The sequence below is a fragment of the uncultured Parolsenella sp. genome, assembly GCF_958346945.1.
Taxonomy (GTDB): domain Bacteria; phylum Actinomycetota; class Coriobacteriia; order Coriobacteriales; family Atopobiaceae; genus Parolsenella.
Map to the genome: position 1 here is coordinate 25,006 of NZ_CATVTL010000009.1, position 13,318 is coordinate 38,323.

Genomic DNA, 13,318 nt, shown 5'->3' on the forward strand with positions numbered 1-13,318 from the left:
AGCACTCATGGCCTCCGACGCAATCGTCATCCGCGGCGCGCGCGAGCACAACCTGCGCAACGTCGACGTCTCCATCCCGCGCGACAAGCTCGTTGTCATCACGGGTCTGTCGGGCTCGGGTAAGTCGAGCCTGGCGTTCGACACCATCTACGCCGAGGGCCAGCGCCGCTACGTCGAGAGCCTCTCGAGCTACGCGCGCCAGTTCCTGGGCCAGATGGACAAGCCGGACCTCGACAGCATCGACGGCCTGTCGCCGGCCGTGTCGATCGACCAGAAGACCACGAGCAAGAACCCGCGCTCCACGGTGGGCACCGTCACAGAGATCTATGACTACCTGCGCCTGCTCTACGCGCGCGTGGGCACGCCGCACTGCCCGGAGTGCGGCCGCGTTATCGAGCGCCAGACCACGGACCAGGTGGCGGACAAGGTGCTGGCTGCGGGCCAGGGCCGCCGAGCCCTGGTGCTCGCGCCCGTGGTGCTGGGCCGCAAGGGCGAGTACGCCAAGCTCTTCGAGGACCTGCGCGGCGAGGGCTTCTCGCGCGTGCGCGTCGACGAGGAGGTCCGCGGCCTCGACGAGGAGATCAAGCTCGACAAGAAGCTCAAGCACACCATCGAGGTCGTGGTGGACCGCATCGTCATTCGCGAGACGAGCCTGGGCCGCATCGCCGAGGCGGTCGAGACGGCCACGCGCCTCGCCGCGGGCAAGGTGGGCGTCTACCTGCTGCCAGACCGCGACGACCCCGAGCGCATGCCCGGCGAGCTGCTGCAGTACTCGCTGGCGCTGGCCTGCCCCATCCACGGCCACTCGATGGACGACCCGCAGCCTCGCGATTTTTCGTTCAACGCCCCCTACGGCGCCTGCCCCGACTGCGACGGCCTGGGCTTCAGGCGCGTGGTCGACGCGGAGGCCCTCATCGAGGACCCCGAGAAGTCCGTGGCAGACGGCGTGTTCGGCAGCTTCTTTGGCCGCTCCAACTACTACCCGCAGATTCTCGCGGCGGTGTGCCGCCACTTTGGCGAGAGCCCCGAGACCCCGTGGAAGAAGCTTCCCAAGAAGGTGCGCACCGCCCTTCTCGACGGCCTGGGCGCCACCAAGATTCGCGTCGACTACCACACGGTCGACGGGCGCGACACGCACTGGCTCACCACCTACGCCGGCGTGCGCTCGATTCTGTTCGAGAAGTACGGCGAGACCGCCAACGAGAAGCTGCGCGCCCGCCTGGAGAAGTACATCCACGAGATGCCGTGCCCCACGTGCCACGGCGCGCGCCTCAAGCCCGAGATGCTGGCCGTGACGGTGGGCGACAAGTCGATCTACGACGTCTGCCGCATGAGCTGTCGCGAGTCGCTCGAGTTCTTCCGCGGCCTTACGCTCACCGAGCGCCAGGAGTTCATTGGCGGGCGCATCGTCAAGGAGATCGTCGAGCGCCTGCGCTTTCTGGTCGACGTGGGTCTCGACTACCTCACGCTGGCTCGCGCCTCCGCCACGCTCTCGGGCGGCGAGGCCCAGCGCATCCGCCTGGCCACGCAGATTGGCGCCGGCCTCATGGGCGTGCTCTACATCCTGGACGAGCCCTCGATTGGCCTGCACCAGAGGGACAACGACCGCCTCATCCACACGCTCGAGCGCCTGAGGGACCAGGGCAACACCGTGATCGTGGTCGAACACGACGAGGACACGATTCGCGCGGCGGACTACGTGCTCGACATGGGGCCTGGTGCGGGCGAGCTGGGCGGCGAGGTCGTGGCCGCGGGCACCCCGCAGCAGATCTGCGCCTGCCAGGACTCCATCACGGGCGCCTACCTCACGGGCCGCAGGCTCATCCGCCTGCCCGAGAAGCGCCGCAAGCCCGGCCGCGGCGCCCTCAAGATTACGGGGGCCACGCACAACAACCTCAAGAACGTCACGGCGAGCATCGAGTTTGGCACGCTCACCGTGGTCACGGGCGTGTCGGGCTCGGGCAAGAGCTCGCTGGTGACCGACACGATCGCCCCCGCGCTCACGAACGCCATCCAGCGCTCGCAGCGCCCGGTGGGCGAGTACAAGAAGATTGTGGGCATCGACCAGATCGACAAGGTCATCGACGTCGACCAGAGTCCCATCGGACGCACCCCGCGCTCGAACCCCGCCACCTACATTGGCCTGTGGGACGACCTGCGCGCCCTGTTCGCCAGCACGCCCGAGAGCCGCGCCCGTGGCTACAGCCCCGGACGCTTCAGCTTCAACGTCTCGGGCGGCCGCTGCGAGGCCTGCAAGGGAGACGGACAGATCAAGATCGAGATGAACTTCCTGCCCGACGTCTACGTTCCGTGCGAGGTCTGCCACGGCGCGCGCTACAACCGCGAGACGCTCGAGGTCACCTACCACGGCAAGAACATCTCGCAGGTGCTCGACATGAGCGTCACCGAGGCCCTCAAGTTCTTTGCGAACATCCCGCGCATCAAGAACAAGCTCCAGACGCTCTACGACGTGGGCCTGGGCTACATCCGCCTGGGCCAGCCCGCCACGACGCTCTCGGGCGGCGAGGCGCAGCGCGTGAAGCTTGCCAAGGAGCTCCACCGCCAGCAGACGGGGCGTACGTTCTACATCCTCGACGAGCCCACCACGGGCCTGCACTTCGAGGACGTGCGCCAGCTGCTCGACGTGCTGCAGCGCCTGGTCGACGCGGGCAACACCGTGCTGGTCATCGAGCACAACCTCGACGTCATCAAGGTGGCCGACCGCCTCATCGACATGGGTCCCGAGGGCGGCGACGGCGGTGGCCAAGTGGTCGTGTCCGGCACGCCCGAGCAGGTGGCCGCCTGCCCCGAGTCGTACACGGGCCGCTTCCTGGCGCCGGTGCTCGAGCACACCCGCGAGCTGCAGCGCAAGCTCGACGAGAGCGGCGAGGGCGAATGGGCGCCCAACATCCCCGTGCCCGAGCCAGCGCTCGAGGAATAGGCACGTGACGTGCCAAAGGGGTCAGAGCCCTTTGGCACGCTTGCGCCTGGTGGACGGGAACCCCTTTCGGCCTTGTTATCTTGCGAGCTTGGCCAGGCGTGGCGTGGCCTAGCTCCCGTCTTGTGGCCGGGCGTCCCACGCGCCAACGTACCTGTCCTTGGCTTGCGTTCGGGCACTCACCACAGACCCTTCACGGCGGTCTTGCGCGGTGGGGTAGACTTCATGGGTCGCATGTTGGGCGTGGTCTCGCGTGCGGCCCGTTTTGCTAGCTCAAGGGAGGTGCGGCGTGGCCCGCAAGGAGAAGGTTCAGAAGACCAACGCGATGCGCGAGCTCGAGCGCGCCGGTGTGGCCTTCGAGGCGATCGCGTTCGAGGAGCCCGACCCCTCGGGCGTGCGCGACCTGGGCGTCCAGATTGCCAACATGCTGGGCTATGACCCCGGGCAGGGCTTCAAGACCCTCGTCTGCGTGGCGCCGCACGGCGGCCACGTCGTCTGCTGCGTGCCCTCGGGCGCCGAGCTCGACCTCAAGAAGGCGGCCGCTGCCACCGGCGAGAAGTCGCTCTCCCTCATGCACGTGCGCGACCTCGAGCCCACCACGGGCTACGTCCGCGGCGGTTGCTCGCCCGTGGGCATGAAGAAGCGCTTTCCCACCCTCATCGACGAGACGGCGCAGCTCTTCGATGACATCTACATCTCCGGCGGTCGCCTGGGCCTCACGCTCAAGGTGAACTCCGAGGCACTCGTCGCGTTTCTCGGCGCCACGCTTGCCGACATCTGCCGAGAGGACGCCTAATGGCCAATCATCTAACGCCCGAAGCCCCCGAGCACGACGACGCCCACCCTGCCGAGCACCTCGCGAGCGCCCCCGAGCCCATCGCTTCCGCTGCGGCTCCTGCGACCGCCGAGCAGCCCGCCGCTCCCGCTCCCAGCGAGGACGAGAAGGTCGGCAAGTCGGCCGCGATGATGAGCGTGCTCGTCGTCATCAGCCGTCTCACCGGCTTCATCCGCACCTGGGGCCAGGCCTTCGCCCTGGGCACCACGCTGCTCTCGAGCTGCTACACGGTGGCCAACAACCTGCCCAACCAACTCTACGAGCTCGTCATCGGCGGCATGCTCATCACGGCGTTTCTGCCCGTCTATCTCGACGTGCGCGAGCGAAAGGGCCGCAAGGGCGCCAACGACTACATCTCCAACCTGCTCTCGATTCTGCTGCTCATCCTGGGCGTCTGCTTCGTGCTCTGCCTCATCTTTGCCGCGCCCCTCATCTGGGTACAGAGCGCCGGCACGGACCAGTCCCAGATGACGGATGGAGTGACCCTCTTCCGCTTCTTCGCGATCGAGATCGTGCTCTACTGCCTGTCGAGCATCGCCTCGGGCGTGCTCAACGCCGAGCGCGACTACTTTTGGAGCAACGCCGCGCCCATCTTCAACAACATCATCACGATCAGCTCGTTCGTGCTGTTCGCGGTGCTCAAGGACGCCAACCCGTCGCTTGCCTTCCTCGCCCTTGCACTGGGCAACCCCCTGGGCGTTCTCGTCCAGGTCATCATGCAGCTGCCGAGCCTGCGCCGCCACGGCATCCGCATCGGCTTCAAGATCGACCTGCATGACTCCGCGCTGCTCGACACCGTCAAGCTCGGTGCCCCCACGCTCATCGCTACGGCCTGCTCGTTCGTGACCGTCTCGGTCATGACGTCGATGGCGCTCGTCGCTGTGCCCGAGCAGGGCAGCTCGGTCACCTACTACGCGCGCCTATGGTACACGCTGCCCTACGCGGTCTTCGCGGTGCCCATCACGGTTGCCATGTTCACCGAGATGAGCGAGTCGTTCGCCAAGGGCGACCGGGCGCGCTACGCCCGTCAGCTCTCGTCGGGCATGAGCCAGATCATGTTCGTGCTCATCCCGTTCATGCTCTACCTCATTGTCTTCTCGCGCCCGCTCATGAGCCTGTTGCGCATTGGCCAGTTCGACGCCGAGAGCGCGAACCTCACGGCCTCCTACCTCTCGAGCCTGGCGCTGTGCCTGCCGTTCTACGGCCTGTCGACGTTCTTCCAGAAGACGTTCTCGTCGATGCGAAAGATGGTGCCGTTTGCCGTCGCCAACATCATTGCGTCGGTGGCGCAGGTTGTCTTCACGGTTGCGGCCACGCCCTATCTGGGCATTCATGCGGTCTCGCTGGGAAGCCTGCTTTATATGGTCGTGCTCGACCTCATTTCGCTTGTCCAGATCAGGCGCGACGTGCCCGAGGCGAGCTTCCGTGGCCTGCTGGGCAGCTGTCTGCGCGCGCTGGGGCTGGGCGTGGCCGGGGCCGCCCTGGGCGGGCTCATCAGCTTCGCCATGGGCGGCATGGGCACGCTCACCGTGGGCCACGCCCTGGTCGTGCTCGTCTGCGGGGGCGTCGTGGCCGTGGCCGTGACCTTTGGGGCCGCAATCGCGCTAAAGCTGCCCGAGGCCGCCTTCCTGCGCCGCATGGTGAGTCGCGTCACCAGGAAGCTGCGCCACGCGTAGGGGGGCAGTCCCGATTGGCGCAGGCCGTGTCGGTTGGCGTAGGTTGGGCCGGTTAGTGTACAAAAGTTCGAGAAAAGCCCGCAATTTCGTGCTGCCAAGGGCAAATTGGCCAACTTTTGTACACTAATCGCCCTCCCTCATCACTCGTCCTTCCGCGCAAGCTCCCAGCGATCCCGCCGTGTCGCCTGCGCATGCTGCGGCTTTACCGTTCGCCCAAATATGGGGCCGCTCGCCGCCGATAGCGTTTATTTCGTCGCGGTTAAAACACCGCGGGCAGTTGAAAAAGTTCTGACAAATCCAACTTGCACCCGCTAATGTGTTCAACCAACACAAACGGGGTCGGCCTTCCCCGCGCGTGTCAGTCAATCGCTAAAGACCACGCATCGAGGAGGATGAAAGATGGAGTCCAATCGTTTTGGCATGTCCCGTAGGAACTTCGTGAAGCTGTCTGGTGCAGCGGGCATTCTAAGCGTCGCTGGCCTCGCCGGCTGCGGCAACTCCGGTTCCTCGAGCGCTGGCTCCTCCAGCAGCGACTCGGCCGACGCCTTCAAGATCGGCAACATCGGCCCGCTGACCGGTGCCGCTGCCATCTATGGCAACGCCACCAAGAACGGTGCCCAGCTCGCTGTCGACGAGATCAACGCCGCCGGCGGCTCGGTCAAGTTCGAGCACAACTGCCAGGACGACGAGCACGATCCCGAGAAGTCCGTCAACGCCTACAACAACCTCAAGGACTGGGGCCTGCAGGTTCTCGTCGGCACCACGACCACCGCTCCCTGCGTGGCCGTCTCCGCCGAGACCAACGCCGACAACGTGTTTGAGATTACGCCGTCCGCCAGCTCCAACGACGTCATCGGTGGCCAGGAGGACGTCGACGGCAACGTCACGACCCCGCGCAAGGACAACGTCTTCCAGATGTGCTTCACCGACCCCAACCAGGGTACCGCTTCCGCTCAGTACCTCGCCAAGAAGGCCCTGAGCAAGGAGAACAAGATCGCCGTCATCTACAACAACTCCGATGCCTACTCCACGGGCATCTACAAGAAGTTCGAGGCCGAGGCCGCCAACCAGGGCCTGAACATCGTCTCGACCACGACCTTCACGGATGACTCCGCCAACGACTTCTCCGTGCAGCTCAACGACGCCAAGAACAACGGCGCCGACCTCGTCTTCCTGCCGATCTACTACACCCCTGCCGCGTTGATTCTCAAGCAGGCCGATGGCATGGGCTATGCCCCCGGCTTCTTTGGCTGCGACGGCATGGACGGCATCCTGACGGTCGAGGGCTTCGACACCAAGCTCGCCGAGGGTCTCATGCTGCTGACCCCGTTCGTCGCCACCGCCACCGACGAGAAGACCTCCAAGTTCACGAAGGCCTACAAGGACGCCTACGGTGACGACCCGATTCAGTTCGCCGCCGACGCCTATGACTGCGTCTACGTCGTTAAGGAGCTGCTCGAGAAGACCGGCTGCACGCCCGACATGAGCGCCTCCGACATCTGCGACAAGCTCAAGGCCGCCATCGTAGATGGCTACACCTACTCCGGTCTCACCGGCGAGAACGTCACCTGGAAGGACACGGGCGAGGTCTCCAAGGAGCCCAAGGGCATGGTCATCAAGGACGGCGTGTACCAGCCGCTGGACTAGTTCAGCGTCGTCACGGGCGAGCGTCTCGCGCGCTTCGTCTGAGTCGTGTCGTCCGTAATCTATTGATAGTGCGAGCGGGGGCCATCTGCGCGATGGTCCCCGCTTGTCGGTAGGAAAGAGAAGTTGCCGGGGCGTGTCCACCCCATTTCGGAGGCGTTACCGGCAGCGCGAATTGAAAGGAGGCGGCATGACATGGGCCTTCTGACGAACCTCATCAACGGCCTGTCGCTGGGTAGCGTCTACGCGATCATCGCCCTGGGCTACACCATGGTGTACGGCATCGCCAAGATGCTGAACTTCGCCCACGGTGACATCATCATGGTTGGCGGCTACGTGTGCTTCTGTGCCGTTAACTACCTGGGCCTGCCCGCCGGCGTGGGCGTGCTGCTCTCGATCGTGGCGTGCACCGTGCTCGGCATCGTGGTCGAGCGCCTGGCCTACAAGCCGCTGCGCAACGCCCCGTCGCTCGACGTCCTGATCACCGCCATCGGCGTGAGCTACTTCCTGCAGAACGCCGCGCTGCTCATCTGGGGCTCCGACACCAAGTCGTTCCCGAGCGTCGTCGACCTGCCCAGCGTAAGCCTGTTCGACGGCCAGCTCGTCATCAGCGCCATCACGATCGTCACCGTGCTCTCGGGCATCGTCGTCATGATCGCCCTCACGGCCTTCACCGGCAAGACCCGCATGGGCAAGGCCATGCGCGCCTGCTCCGAGGACCGCGGCGCCGCCACGCTCATGGGCATCAACGTGAACTCGACCATCTCGCTCACGTTCGCCATCGGCTCGGGCCTGGCCGCCATCGCCGGCGTGCTCATGTGCTCGGCCTATCCCACGCTGATCCCCACGACCGGCTCGCTACCTGGCATCAAGGCCTTCACCGCCGCCGTCATCGGCGGCATCGGCTCGATCCCCGGCGCCTTCGTGGGCGGCCTCGTCCTTGGCGTCATCGAGATCTTCGCCAAGGCCTACGTGGGCACCCAGCTCGCCGACGCCATCGTGTTCGGCGTCCTCATCGTCGTGCTGCTCGTGAAGCCGAGCGGCCTGCTTGGCAAGACCGTCAGGGAGAAGGTGTAGCGCCATGGCAGATACCAACACCGCCACCACCGCAGCCGCTCCCCGCCGCATGAGCAAGCGCCTGCAGTCCAACCTCATCACCTATGGCATCATCGTCGCGTTCTTCGTCATCATGACCGCGCTCGACGCCACGGGCATCCTCACCAACTCGCTCGCCGGCCAGCTGGTCCCCATCTGCGCCTACGTGTGCATGGCCGTCTCGCTCAACCTGGTCGTCGGCATCTCCGGCGAGCTGTCGCTGGGCCACGCCGGCTTCATGAGCGTGGGCGCCTTCTCGGGCGTCGTCGTCTTCTCGCTCGTGGGCGGCATGGTGGGCAACGGCCTTCTGGCCTACGTCATCGCCCTCATCGCTGCGGCGCTGCTCGCCGCCGTCGCCGGCTTCATCATCGGCATCCCGGTCATGCGCCTGCGCGGCGACTACCTCGCCATCGTGACCCTGGCCTTTGGCGAGATCATCAAGAACATCCTCAACAACCTCTACGTTGGCCTCGACGGCTCCGGCCTGCACTTCTCGATGACCGACGCCAAGTCGCTGGGCATGCAGGGCGGCACGCTGCTCATCAACGGCCCGCAGGGCGCCACGGGCATCAACAAGATGTCGACGTTCGTCATCGGCATCGTGCTCGTGCTCATCACCGTAACGGTCGTGCTCAACCTCGTGAACAGCCGCTCGGGCCGCGCCATCATGGCCGTGCGCGACAACCGCATCGCCGCCGAGTCCGTGGGCATTAACGTCACCAAGTACCGCCTCATCGCCTTCGTCGTGGCCGCCGCCCTGGCAGGTGCGGCCGGCTGCTTCTACGCGATGGGCTACAGCTCGATCGTTCCCAAGAAGTTCGACTTCAACACTTCGATCCTGGTGCTGGTCTTCGTCGTGCTGGGCGGCATGGGCAACATTCGCGGCTCGATCATCTCCGCGGCGCTGCTCACCGTGCTGCCCGAGATGCTGCGCACCATCTCCGACTGGCGCATGCTCATCTACGCCGTGGTGCTGATCCTCGTCATGATCGTCTCGAACAACCCACTGCTGCGCCAGTTCGTTGACACCTTCAAGGCCAAGTTCAAGCGTCCGGCCAAGGTTGCCGAGAAGGGAGGCGAGGCCAGTGAGCGCTAAGACCAACGCCTTCGAGCGCCACGCCGCCGAGCGTCGTGAGCACACCAAGATGGTGCCGCTGCCTACCGACTCGATCGTTCCCGAGCGCGACGTCAACGAGCGCCCCGTCCTCGAGTGCCGCCACCTCGGCATCGAGTTTGGCGGACTCAAGGCCGTCGACGACTTCAACTTCGCCGTGGGCAAGACCGAGATCGCGGGCCTCATTGGCCCCAACGGCGCCGGCAAGACCACCGTGTTCAACCTGCTCACGAAGGTCTACCAGCCCACGCACGGCATGGTCATGCTCGACGGCATCGACACCGCTGGCATGGACGCGGCCGCCGCGAGCCGCCTGGGCGTGGCCCGCACCTTCCAGAACATCCGCCTCTTCTCGTCGCTGTCCGTCGAGGACAACGTCAAGATCGGCCTGCACAACCAGGTCAAGGAGGGCATGTGGAGCTCGATGTTCCGCCTGCCGGCCTACTGGAGTGCCGAGAAGCAGATGCACGAGCGCGCCCTCGAGCTGCTCGACGTCTTTGACATGAGCGTCTACGCCAACCACATCGCGGGGTCCCTGCCCTACGGCGCCCAGCGACGCCTCGAGATCGTGCGCGCGCTTGCCACCAACCCCAAGCTGCTGCTGCTCGACGAGCCGGCCGCCGGCATGAACCCGTCCGAGACGGCCGAGCTCATGGACAACATCCGCAAGATTCGCGATCAGTTCCAGATTGCCGTCATGCTCATCGAGCACGACATGGACCTGGTCATGGGCATCTGCGAGGGCATCGCCGTCCTCAACTACGGCAAGATCATCGCCAAGGGCACGCCCGAGCAGATCCAGAGCAACCCGCAGGTCATCGAGGCTTACCTCGGCAAGCAGGATGAGGAGGCCTAGCATGAGCATCCTTCACGTTGACGACCTCAACGTCTACTACGGCTCGATCCACGCGGTGAAGGGCATCTCGTTTGACGTCGAGGAGGGCGAGATCGTGACCCTCATCGGCGCGAACGGCGCCGGCAAGTCCACGACGCTCAACACCGTCGCGGGCCTGCTCAAGCCCCGCGAGGGCAAGGTGGAGTTCGAGGGCGAGAGCCTGCTGGGCATTCCGCCGCACACCATCGTGAGCAAGGGCATGGCCCTGTGCCCCGAGGGCAGGCGCGTGTTTTTGCAGATGAGCGTTCGCGAGAACCTCGAGATGGGCGCCTTCACCCGTAGGGACTCGGCCGAGATCGCCGACTCGCTCGAGATGGTGTTCGACCGCTTCCCGCGCCTCAAGGAACGCGAGGGGCAGAGCGCCGGCACCCTGTCGGGCGGCGAGCAGCAGATGCTTGCCATGGGCCGCGCCCTCATGAGCAAGCCGCGCCTGCTCATGCTCGACGAGCCGTCGATGGGCCTGGCGCCCATCCTGGTGCAGGAGATCTTCAACATCATCAAGTCCCTGCACGAGACGGGCACGACGGTTCTGCTGGTCGAGCAGAACGCGCGCATGGCCCTGTCCGTGGCCGACCGCGCCTACGTGCTCGAGACCGGCCGCGTGTCGATGAGCGGCAACGCCGCAGACCTCGCGAACGACGACCGCGTGAAGCAGGCCTACCTCGGCGGCTGATGCGGCTCGCGTCTCGTCAATAGCGTTCGCTTGAGCGCCCAGCCCGGCATCCGCCCGCGGCTGGGCGCTTTTGTGTTGGCCGCGTCCGCCGCGCGCCCGCCATTACGCGTTTGCTTCTCCTCGTACACCCTCCTCGTGCACCCACTATTACGTGCCCCGGTTCTCGCACCCACTATTACGCGCCTCAGTTGCTTGAGCACCCATGCCCGCGTCGTGTCCATCCCCGTGATCGTGGGCGGCGGCGTGGGCACGCTCGAGCACTTCGCGCAAGGCATCATCGAGGGCGAGGCCGACGCCGTGCTCGCCGCGAGCGTCTTCCACTTTGGGACGTTCAGCATTCGCCAGGTGAAGGAGTACATGGCGAGCCAAGGCATTCCCGTTCGTCTCGACTTCTAGCTTCTGCCGTTCACGGCACGCCATCTGCTGCGGCCGTCCACGGCACGCCATCTTGGCGTTCAAAGCTTCGCTCGCGTACCTCCGTATGCCACGCTCGCTTTTTGTGCCAATCTGACGCACCGCGAACGTCCTTGCCGACATGAAGGGGCCTGAACGCGGGCCTCGTATTTGCTGACCGAAAGGTTTGAATATGGAACTCAAATTCGATGACCGCGGCTTAATCCCCGCCGTGGTGCAGCAGTGGGACACCGGCGAGGTGCTCATGGTGGCGTGGATGAGCGCCGAGTCGTATCGCCTGACGTGCGAGACGGGCACCACGTGGTTTTGGAGCCGCAGCCGCCAGGAGCTCTGGAACAAGGGCGCTACCAGCGGCAACATGCAGCGCGTGGTCTCCATCGACGCCGACTGCGATGCCGACACCCTGCTCGTCCGGGTCGACTCGCCCGGCCCCGCGTGCCACACCGGCGCGCGCGGCTGCTTCTTCAACCGTATCTTCGACGTGCCCGCGCCCGCGGGCGGAGAGGACTAGCCATGGGAGTTAGAACCGCCAACGTCCAGCCCGGCAACATCGGCGAGACGCTCGAGGGCCTCGCCGCCACCATCCACGGCCGCCGCGACGCCTCGCCCGAGGAGAGCTACACGGCGCGCCTGCTCACCGACGTGGAGGACGAGCTGCTCAAGAAGCTCGCCGAGGAGTCGAGCGAGGTCATCATGGCCTGCAAGGACAACGACCACGACCACATCCGCTACGAGGCCGGCGACCTGGTGTATCACCTGCTCGTGACCCTCGAGCGCTACGGCGTCACCCTGGACGAGCTCGCCGGCGAGCTCAACGCCCGCATGAACTAGCATCGCTCCCGCATCGCACCCGCTTTTACGCGTCTAAATCGCTCCGCACCCGCTTTTACGTGCTAGGAGGGCTCTGAGCGCGTAAAAGCGGGTGCGGAATGGGCGTGGCGCGTAAATGCGGGCGCGGAACGTGATGGGGCTGCCGAGAAGGGCGCACCGCTAGCGAAGCGGCAGCGTGACCCACGAGCCGTCGGCGCGCGGGGCGTCGATGCTCGCGTAGCCGGCCGCGGCGGCGTAGCGGTGGGCGGCCGCGATGCCGTGGCCCACGTCGCAGCTGCGATGGGCATCGCTTCCCACGGTGAGGGGCACCTCGGCGCGGACGAAGGCGCGCAGCAGGCCCGCGCTGGGGTAGAAGGCGCCGGTCGACTTGCGCAGGCCCGCGCTCGACACCTCGACGTGGCGGTGCGTGTCGTGGGCGCACGCGGCCATACGCTCCCAGAGGGGTGCCAGGTTGACCGTGGGCGCGAGGCCGTCGTTGGCAAAGCACGCGGGCAGGTCGGGGTGGGCCATCGACGAGAAGATCAGCGGGCTCTCGCAGGCCGCGCACCAGGCGTCGACGTAGCGGCGCCAGACCTCGTCTGGGCCAAGCTCCTGCCATATGTGCAGGTCATCGGAGAAGCCAATCCAGCCGGCCCCGCTGCCGGGCTGCCCGGCAAGCTCCACGCCCTCGGTTCCGGGCTGGCCCGTGGCGCCGGCCTCCACGTTGCCTGCGTCTCCCACCCAGTGGACGCTGCCCAGGGTAAAGGGCACGTCCTGCGCCCAGCAGGCCACGTTGGGCTCGCAGCCCGGGTACCAGTCGCACTCGAAGCCATAGACGAGTGTGAGGCTGGGCGCCACCTCGGCGGCGAGCTCGCGGGCGGCCTCGAAGGCGGCGCGGCGCTCGCACAGCCGGCCGAGGGGCACCTGCGCGTCTGCCACGCGCTCCATGCTCGCGGGCAGCGTCAGGTGGTCGGTGCAGGCCAGCACGGAGAGCCCCGCGGCCGCGGCGGCCCGTACGTTCTCCTCAAACGTCGAGGTGCCGTCCGAGAACGACGCGTGCGTGTGGCAGTCGACGAGCGGCGTGTTCATGGTGGCTCCTTGTGGCGGAGAAAAATGAGTCTTTGAACTATCCTTAAAACATGCAACCGTTTTGAGGGGAGGGGCAATGACCCGAGCCAACGCCGCCGAGAAGCCCGTTAAGGAGAGCCTGCTGGCTAGGCTGAG

11 protein-coding genes and 1 pseudogene are annotated in these 13,318 nt (G+C 66.0%); 11 read left to right on the forward strand and 1 reads right to left on the reverse strand.

What is annotated here, in order from left to right:
* The first annotated feature begins 7 nt into the window (after positions 1 to 7).
* The 11 genes and pseudogenes from uvrA to hisE all read left to right on the forward strand — a co-directional run bounded on the left by uvrA (position 8) and on the right by hisE (position 12,115).
* A complete protein-coding gene (gene uvrA, locus Q3866_RS06070) occupies positions 8 to 2,941 on the forward strand; it encodes an excinuclease ABC subunit UvrA (protein WP_301830430.1) in 2,934 nt (977 codons plus the stop codon).
* 286 nt (positions 2,942 to 3,227) lie between these two features.
* Positions 3,228 to 3,734 carry an aminoacyl-tRNA deacylase gene (locus Q3866_RS06075; RefSeq protein WP_301830392.1) on the forward strand — a complete coding sequence of 169 codons (507 nt, stop codon included), beginning with the start codon at positions 3,228 to 3,230 and terminating at the stop codon, positions 3,732 to 3,734.
* Positions 3,734 to 5,449, forward strand: a complete 1,716-nt coding sequence (gene murJ, locus Q3866_RS06080) for a murein biosynthesis integral membrane protein MurJ (protein WP_301830393.1) — start codon at positions 3,734 to 3,736, stop codon at positions 5,447 to 5,449. The genes Q3866_RS06075 and murJ overlap by 1 nt, the downstream gene beginning before the upstream one ends.
* A gap of 420 nt (positions 5,450 to 5,869) precedes the next feature.
* Positions 5,870 to 7,096 carry an ABC transporter substrate-binding protein gene (locus tag Q3866_RS06085; protein ID WP_301830395.1) on the forward strand — a complete coding sequence of 409 codons (1,227 nt, stop codon included), beginning with the start codon at positions 5,870 to 5,872 and terminating at the stop codon, positions 7,094 to 7,096.
* A gap of 192 nt (positions 7,097 to 7,288) precedes the next feature.
* On the forward strand, positions 7,289 to 8,170 hold the full coding sequence (locus Q3866_RS06090) for a branched-chain amino acid ABC transporter permease (RefSeq protein ID WP_293673437.1): 882 nt from the start codon (positions 7,289 to 7,291) through the stop codon (positions 8,168 to 8,170).
* A gap of 49 nt (positions 8,171 to 8,219) precedes the next feature.
* Complete coding sequence (locus Q3866_RS06095) at positions 8,220 to 9,284, forward strand: branched-chain amino acid ABC transporter permease (RefSeq protein WP_367881376.1); 1,065 nt, start codon at positions 8,220 to 8,222, stop codon at positions 9,282 to 9,284.
* A 49-nt stretch (positions 9,285 to 9,333) separates the two neighbouring features.
* Positions 9,334 to 10,158: an ABC transporter ATP-binding protein gene (locus tag Q3866_RS06100; protein WP_301830432.1), complete on the forward strand. Its 825-nt coding sequence runs from the start codon at positions 9,334 to 9,336 to the stop codon at positions 10,156 to 10,158.
* Position 10,159: 1 nt separating this feature from the next.
* Positions 10,160 to 10,870, forward strand: a complete 711-nt coding sequence (locus tag Q3866_RS06105; RefSeq protein WP_293673435.1) for an ABC transporter ATP-binding protein — start codon at positions 10,160 to 10,162, stop codon at positions 10,868 to 10,870.
* Between the two features lie 204 nt (positions 10,871 to 11,074).
* Positions 11,075 to 11,266 (forward strand): annotated as a pseudogene (locus tag Q3866_RS06110) (HisA/HisF-related TIM barrel protein); the annotation flags it as partial.
* 190 nt (positions 11,267 to 11,456) lie between these two features.
* Complete coding sequence (gene hisI, locus Q3866_RS06115; RefSeq protein WP_301830403.1) at positions 11,457 to 11,795, forward strand: phosphoribosyl-AMP cyclohydrolase; 339 nt, start codon at positions 11,457 to 11,459, stop codon at positions 11,793 to 11,795.
* 2 nt (positions 11,796 to 11,797) lie between these two features.
* Entirely contained in the window at positions 11,798 to 12,115 is a 318-nt protein-coding gene (gene hisE / locus Q3866_RS06120; protein ID WP_301830405.1) for a phosphoribosyl-ATP diphosphatase, read from the forward strand.
* Positions 12,116 to 12,274: 159 nt separating this feature from the next.
* Here hisE and Q3866_RS06125 read toward each other — a convergent pair whose 3' ends face one another.
* Positions 12,275 to 13,183 (reverse strand): PHP domain-containing protein, encoded by a 909-nt coding sequence (locus Q3866_RS06125; protein WP_301830407.1) that lies wholly within the window; start codon positions 13,181 to 13,183, stop codon positions 12,275 to 12,277.
* Positions 13,184 to 13,318 lie beyond the last annotated feature (135 nt).

Bases quoted from the DNA above. Each gene is read 5' to 3' on its own strand.
- Q3866_RS06125 (WP_301830407.1), bottom strand. From the start codon at position 13,183: ATGAACACGCCGCTCGTCGACTGCCACACGCACGCGTCGTTCTCGGAC.
- Q3866_RS06100 (WP_301830432.1), top strand. From the start codon at position 9,334: ATGGTGCCGCTGCCTACCGACTCGATCGTTCCCGAGCGCGACGTCAAC.
- uvrA (WP_301830430.1), top strand. From the start codon at position 8: ATGGCCTCCGACGCAATCGTCATCCGCGGCGCGCGCGAGCACAACCTG.
- murJ (WP_301830393.1), top strand. From the start codon at position 3,734: ATGGCCAATCATCTAACGCCCGAAGCCCCCGAGCACGACGACGCCCAC.
- Q3866_RS06105 (WP_293673435.1), top strand. From the start codon at position 10,160: ATGAGCATCCTTCACGTTGACGACCTCAACGTCTACTACGGCTCGATC.
- Q3866_RS06085 (WP_301830395.1), top strand. From the start codon at position 5,870: ATGTCCCGTAGGAACTTCGTGAAGCTGTCTGGTGCAGCGGGCATTCTA.
- hisI (WP_301830403.1), top strand. From the start codon at position 11,457: ATGGAACTCAAATTCGATGACCGCGGCTTAATCCCCGCCGTGGTGCAG.
- Q3866_RS06095 (WP_367881376.1), top strand. From the start codon at position 8,220: ATGAGCAAGCGCCTGCAGTCCAACCTCATCACCTATGGCATCATCGTC.
- Q3866_RS06090 (WP_293673437.1), top strand. From the start codon at position 7,289: ATGGGCCTTCTGACGAACCTCATCAACGGCCTGTCGCTGGGTAGCGTC.
- hisE (WP_301830405.1), top strand. From the start codon at position 11,798: ATGGGAGTTAGAACCGCCAACGTCCAGCCCGGCAACATCGGCGAGACG.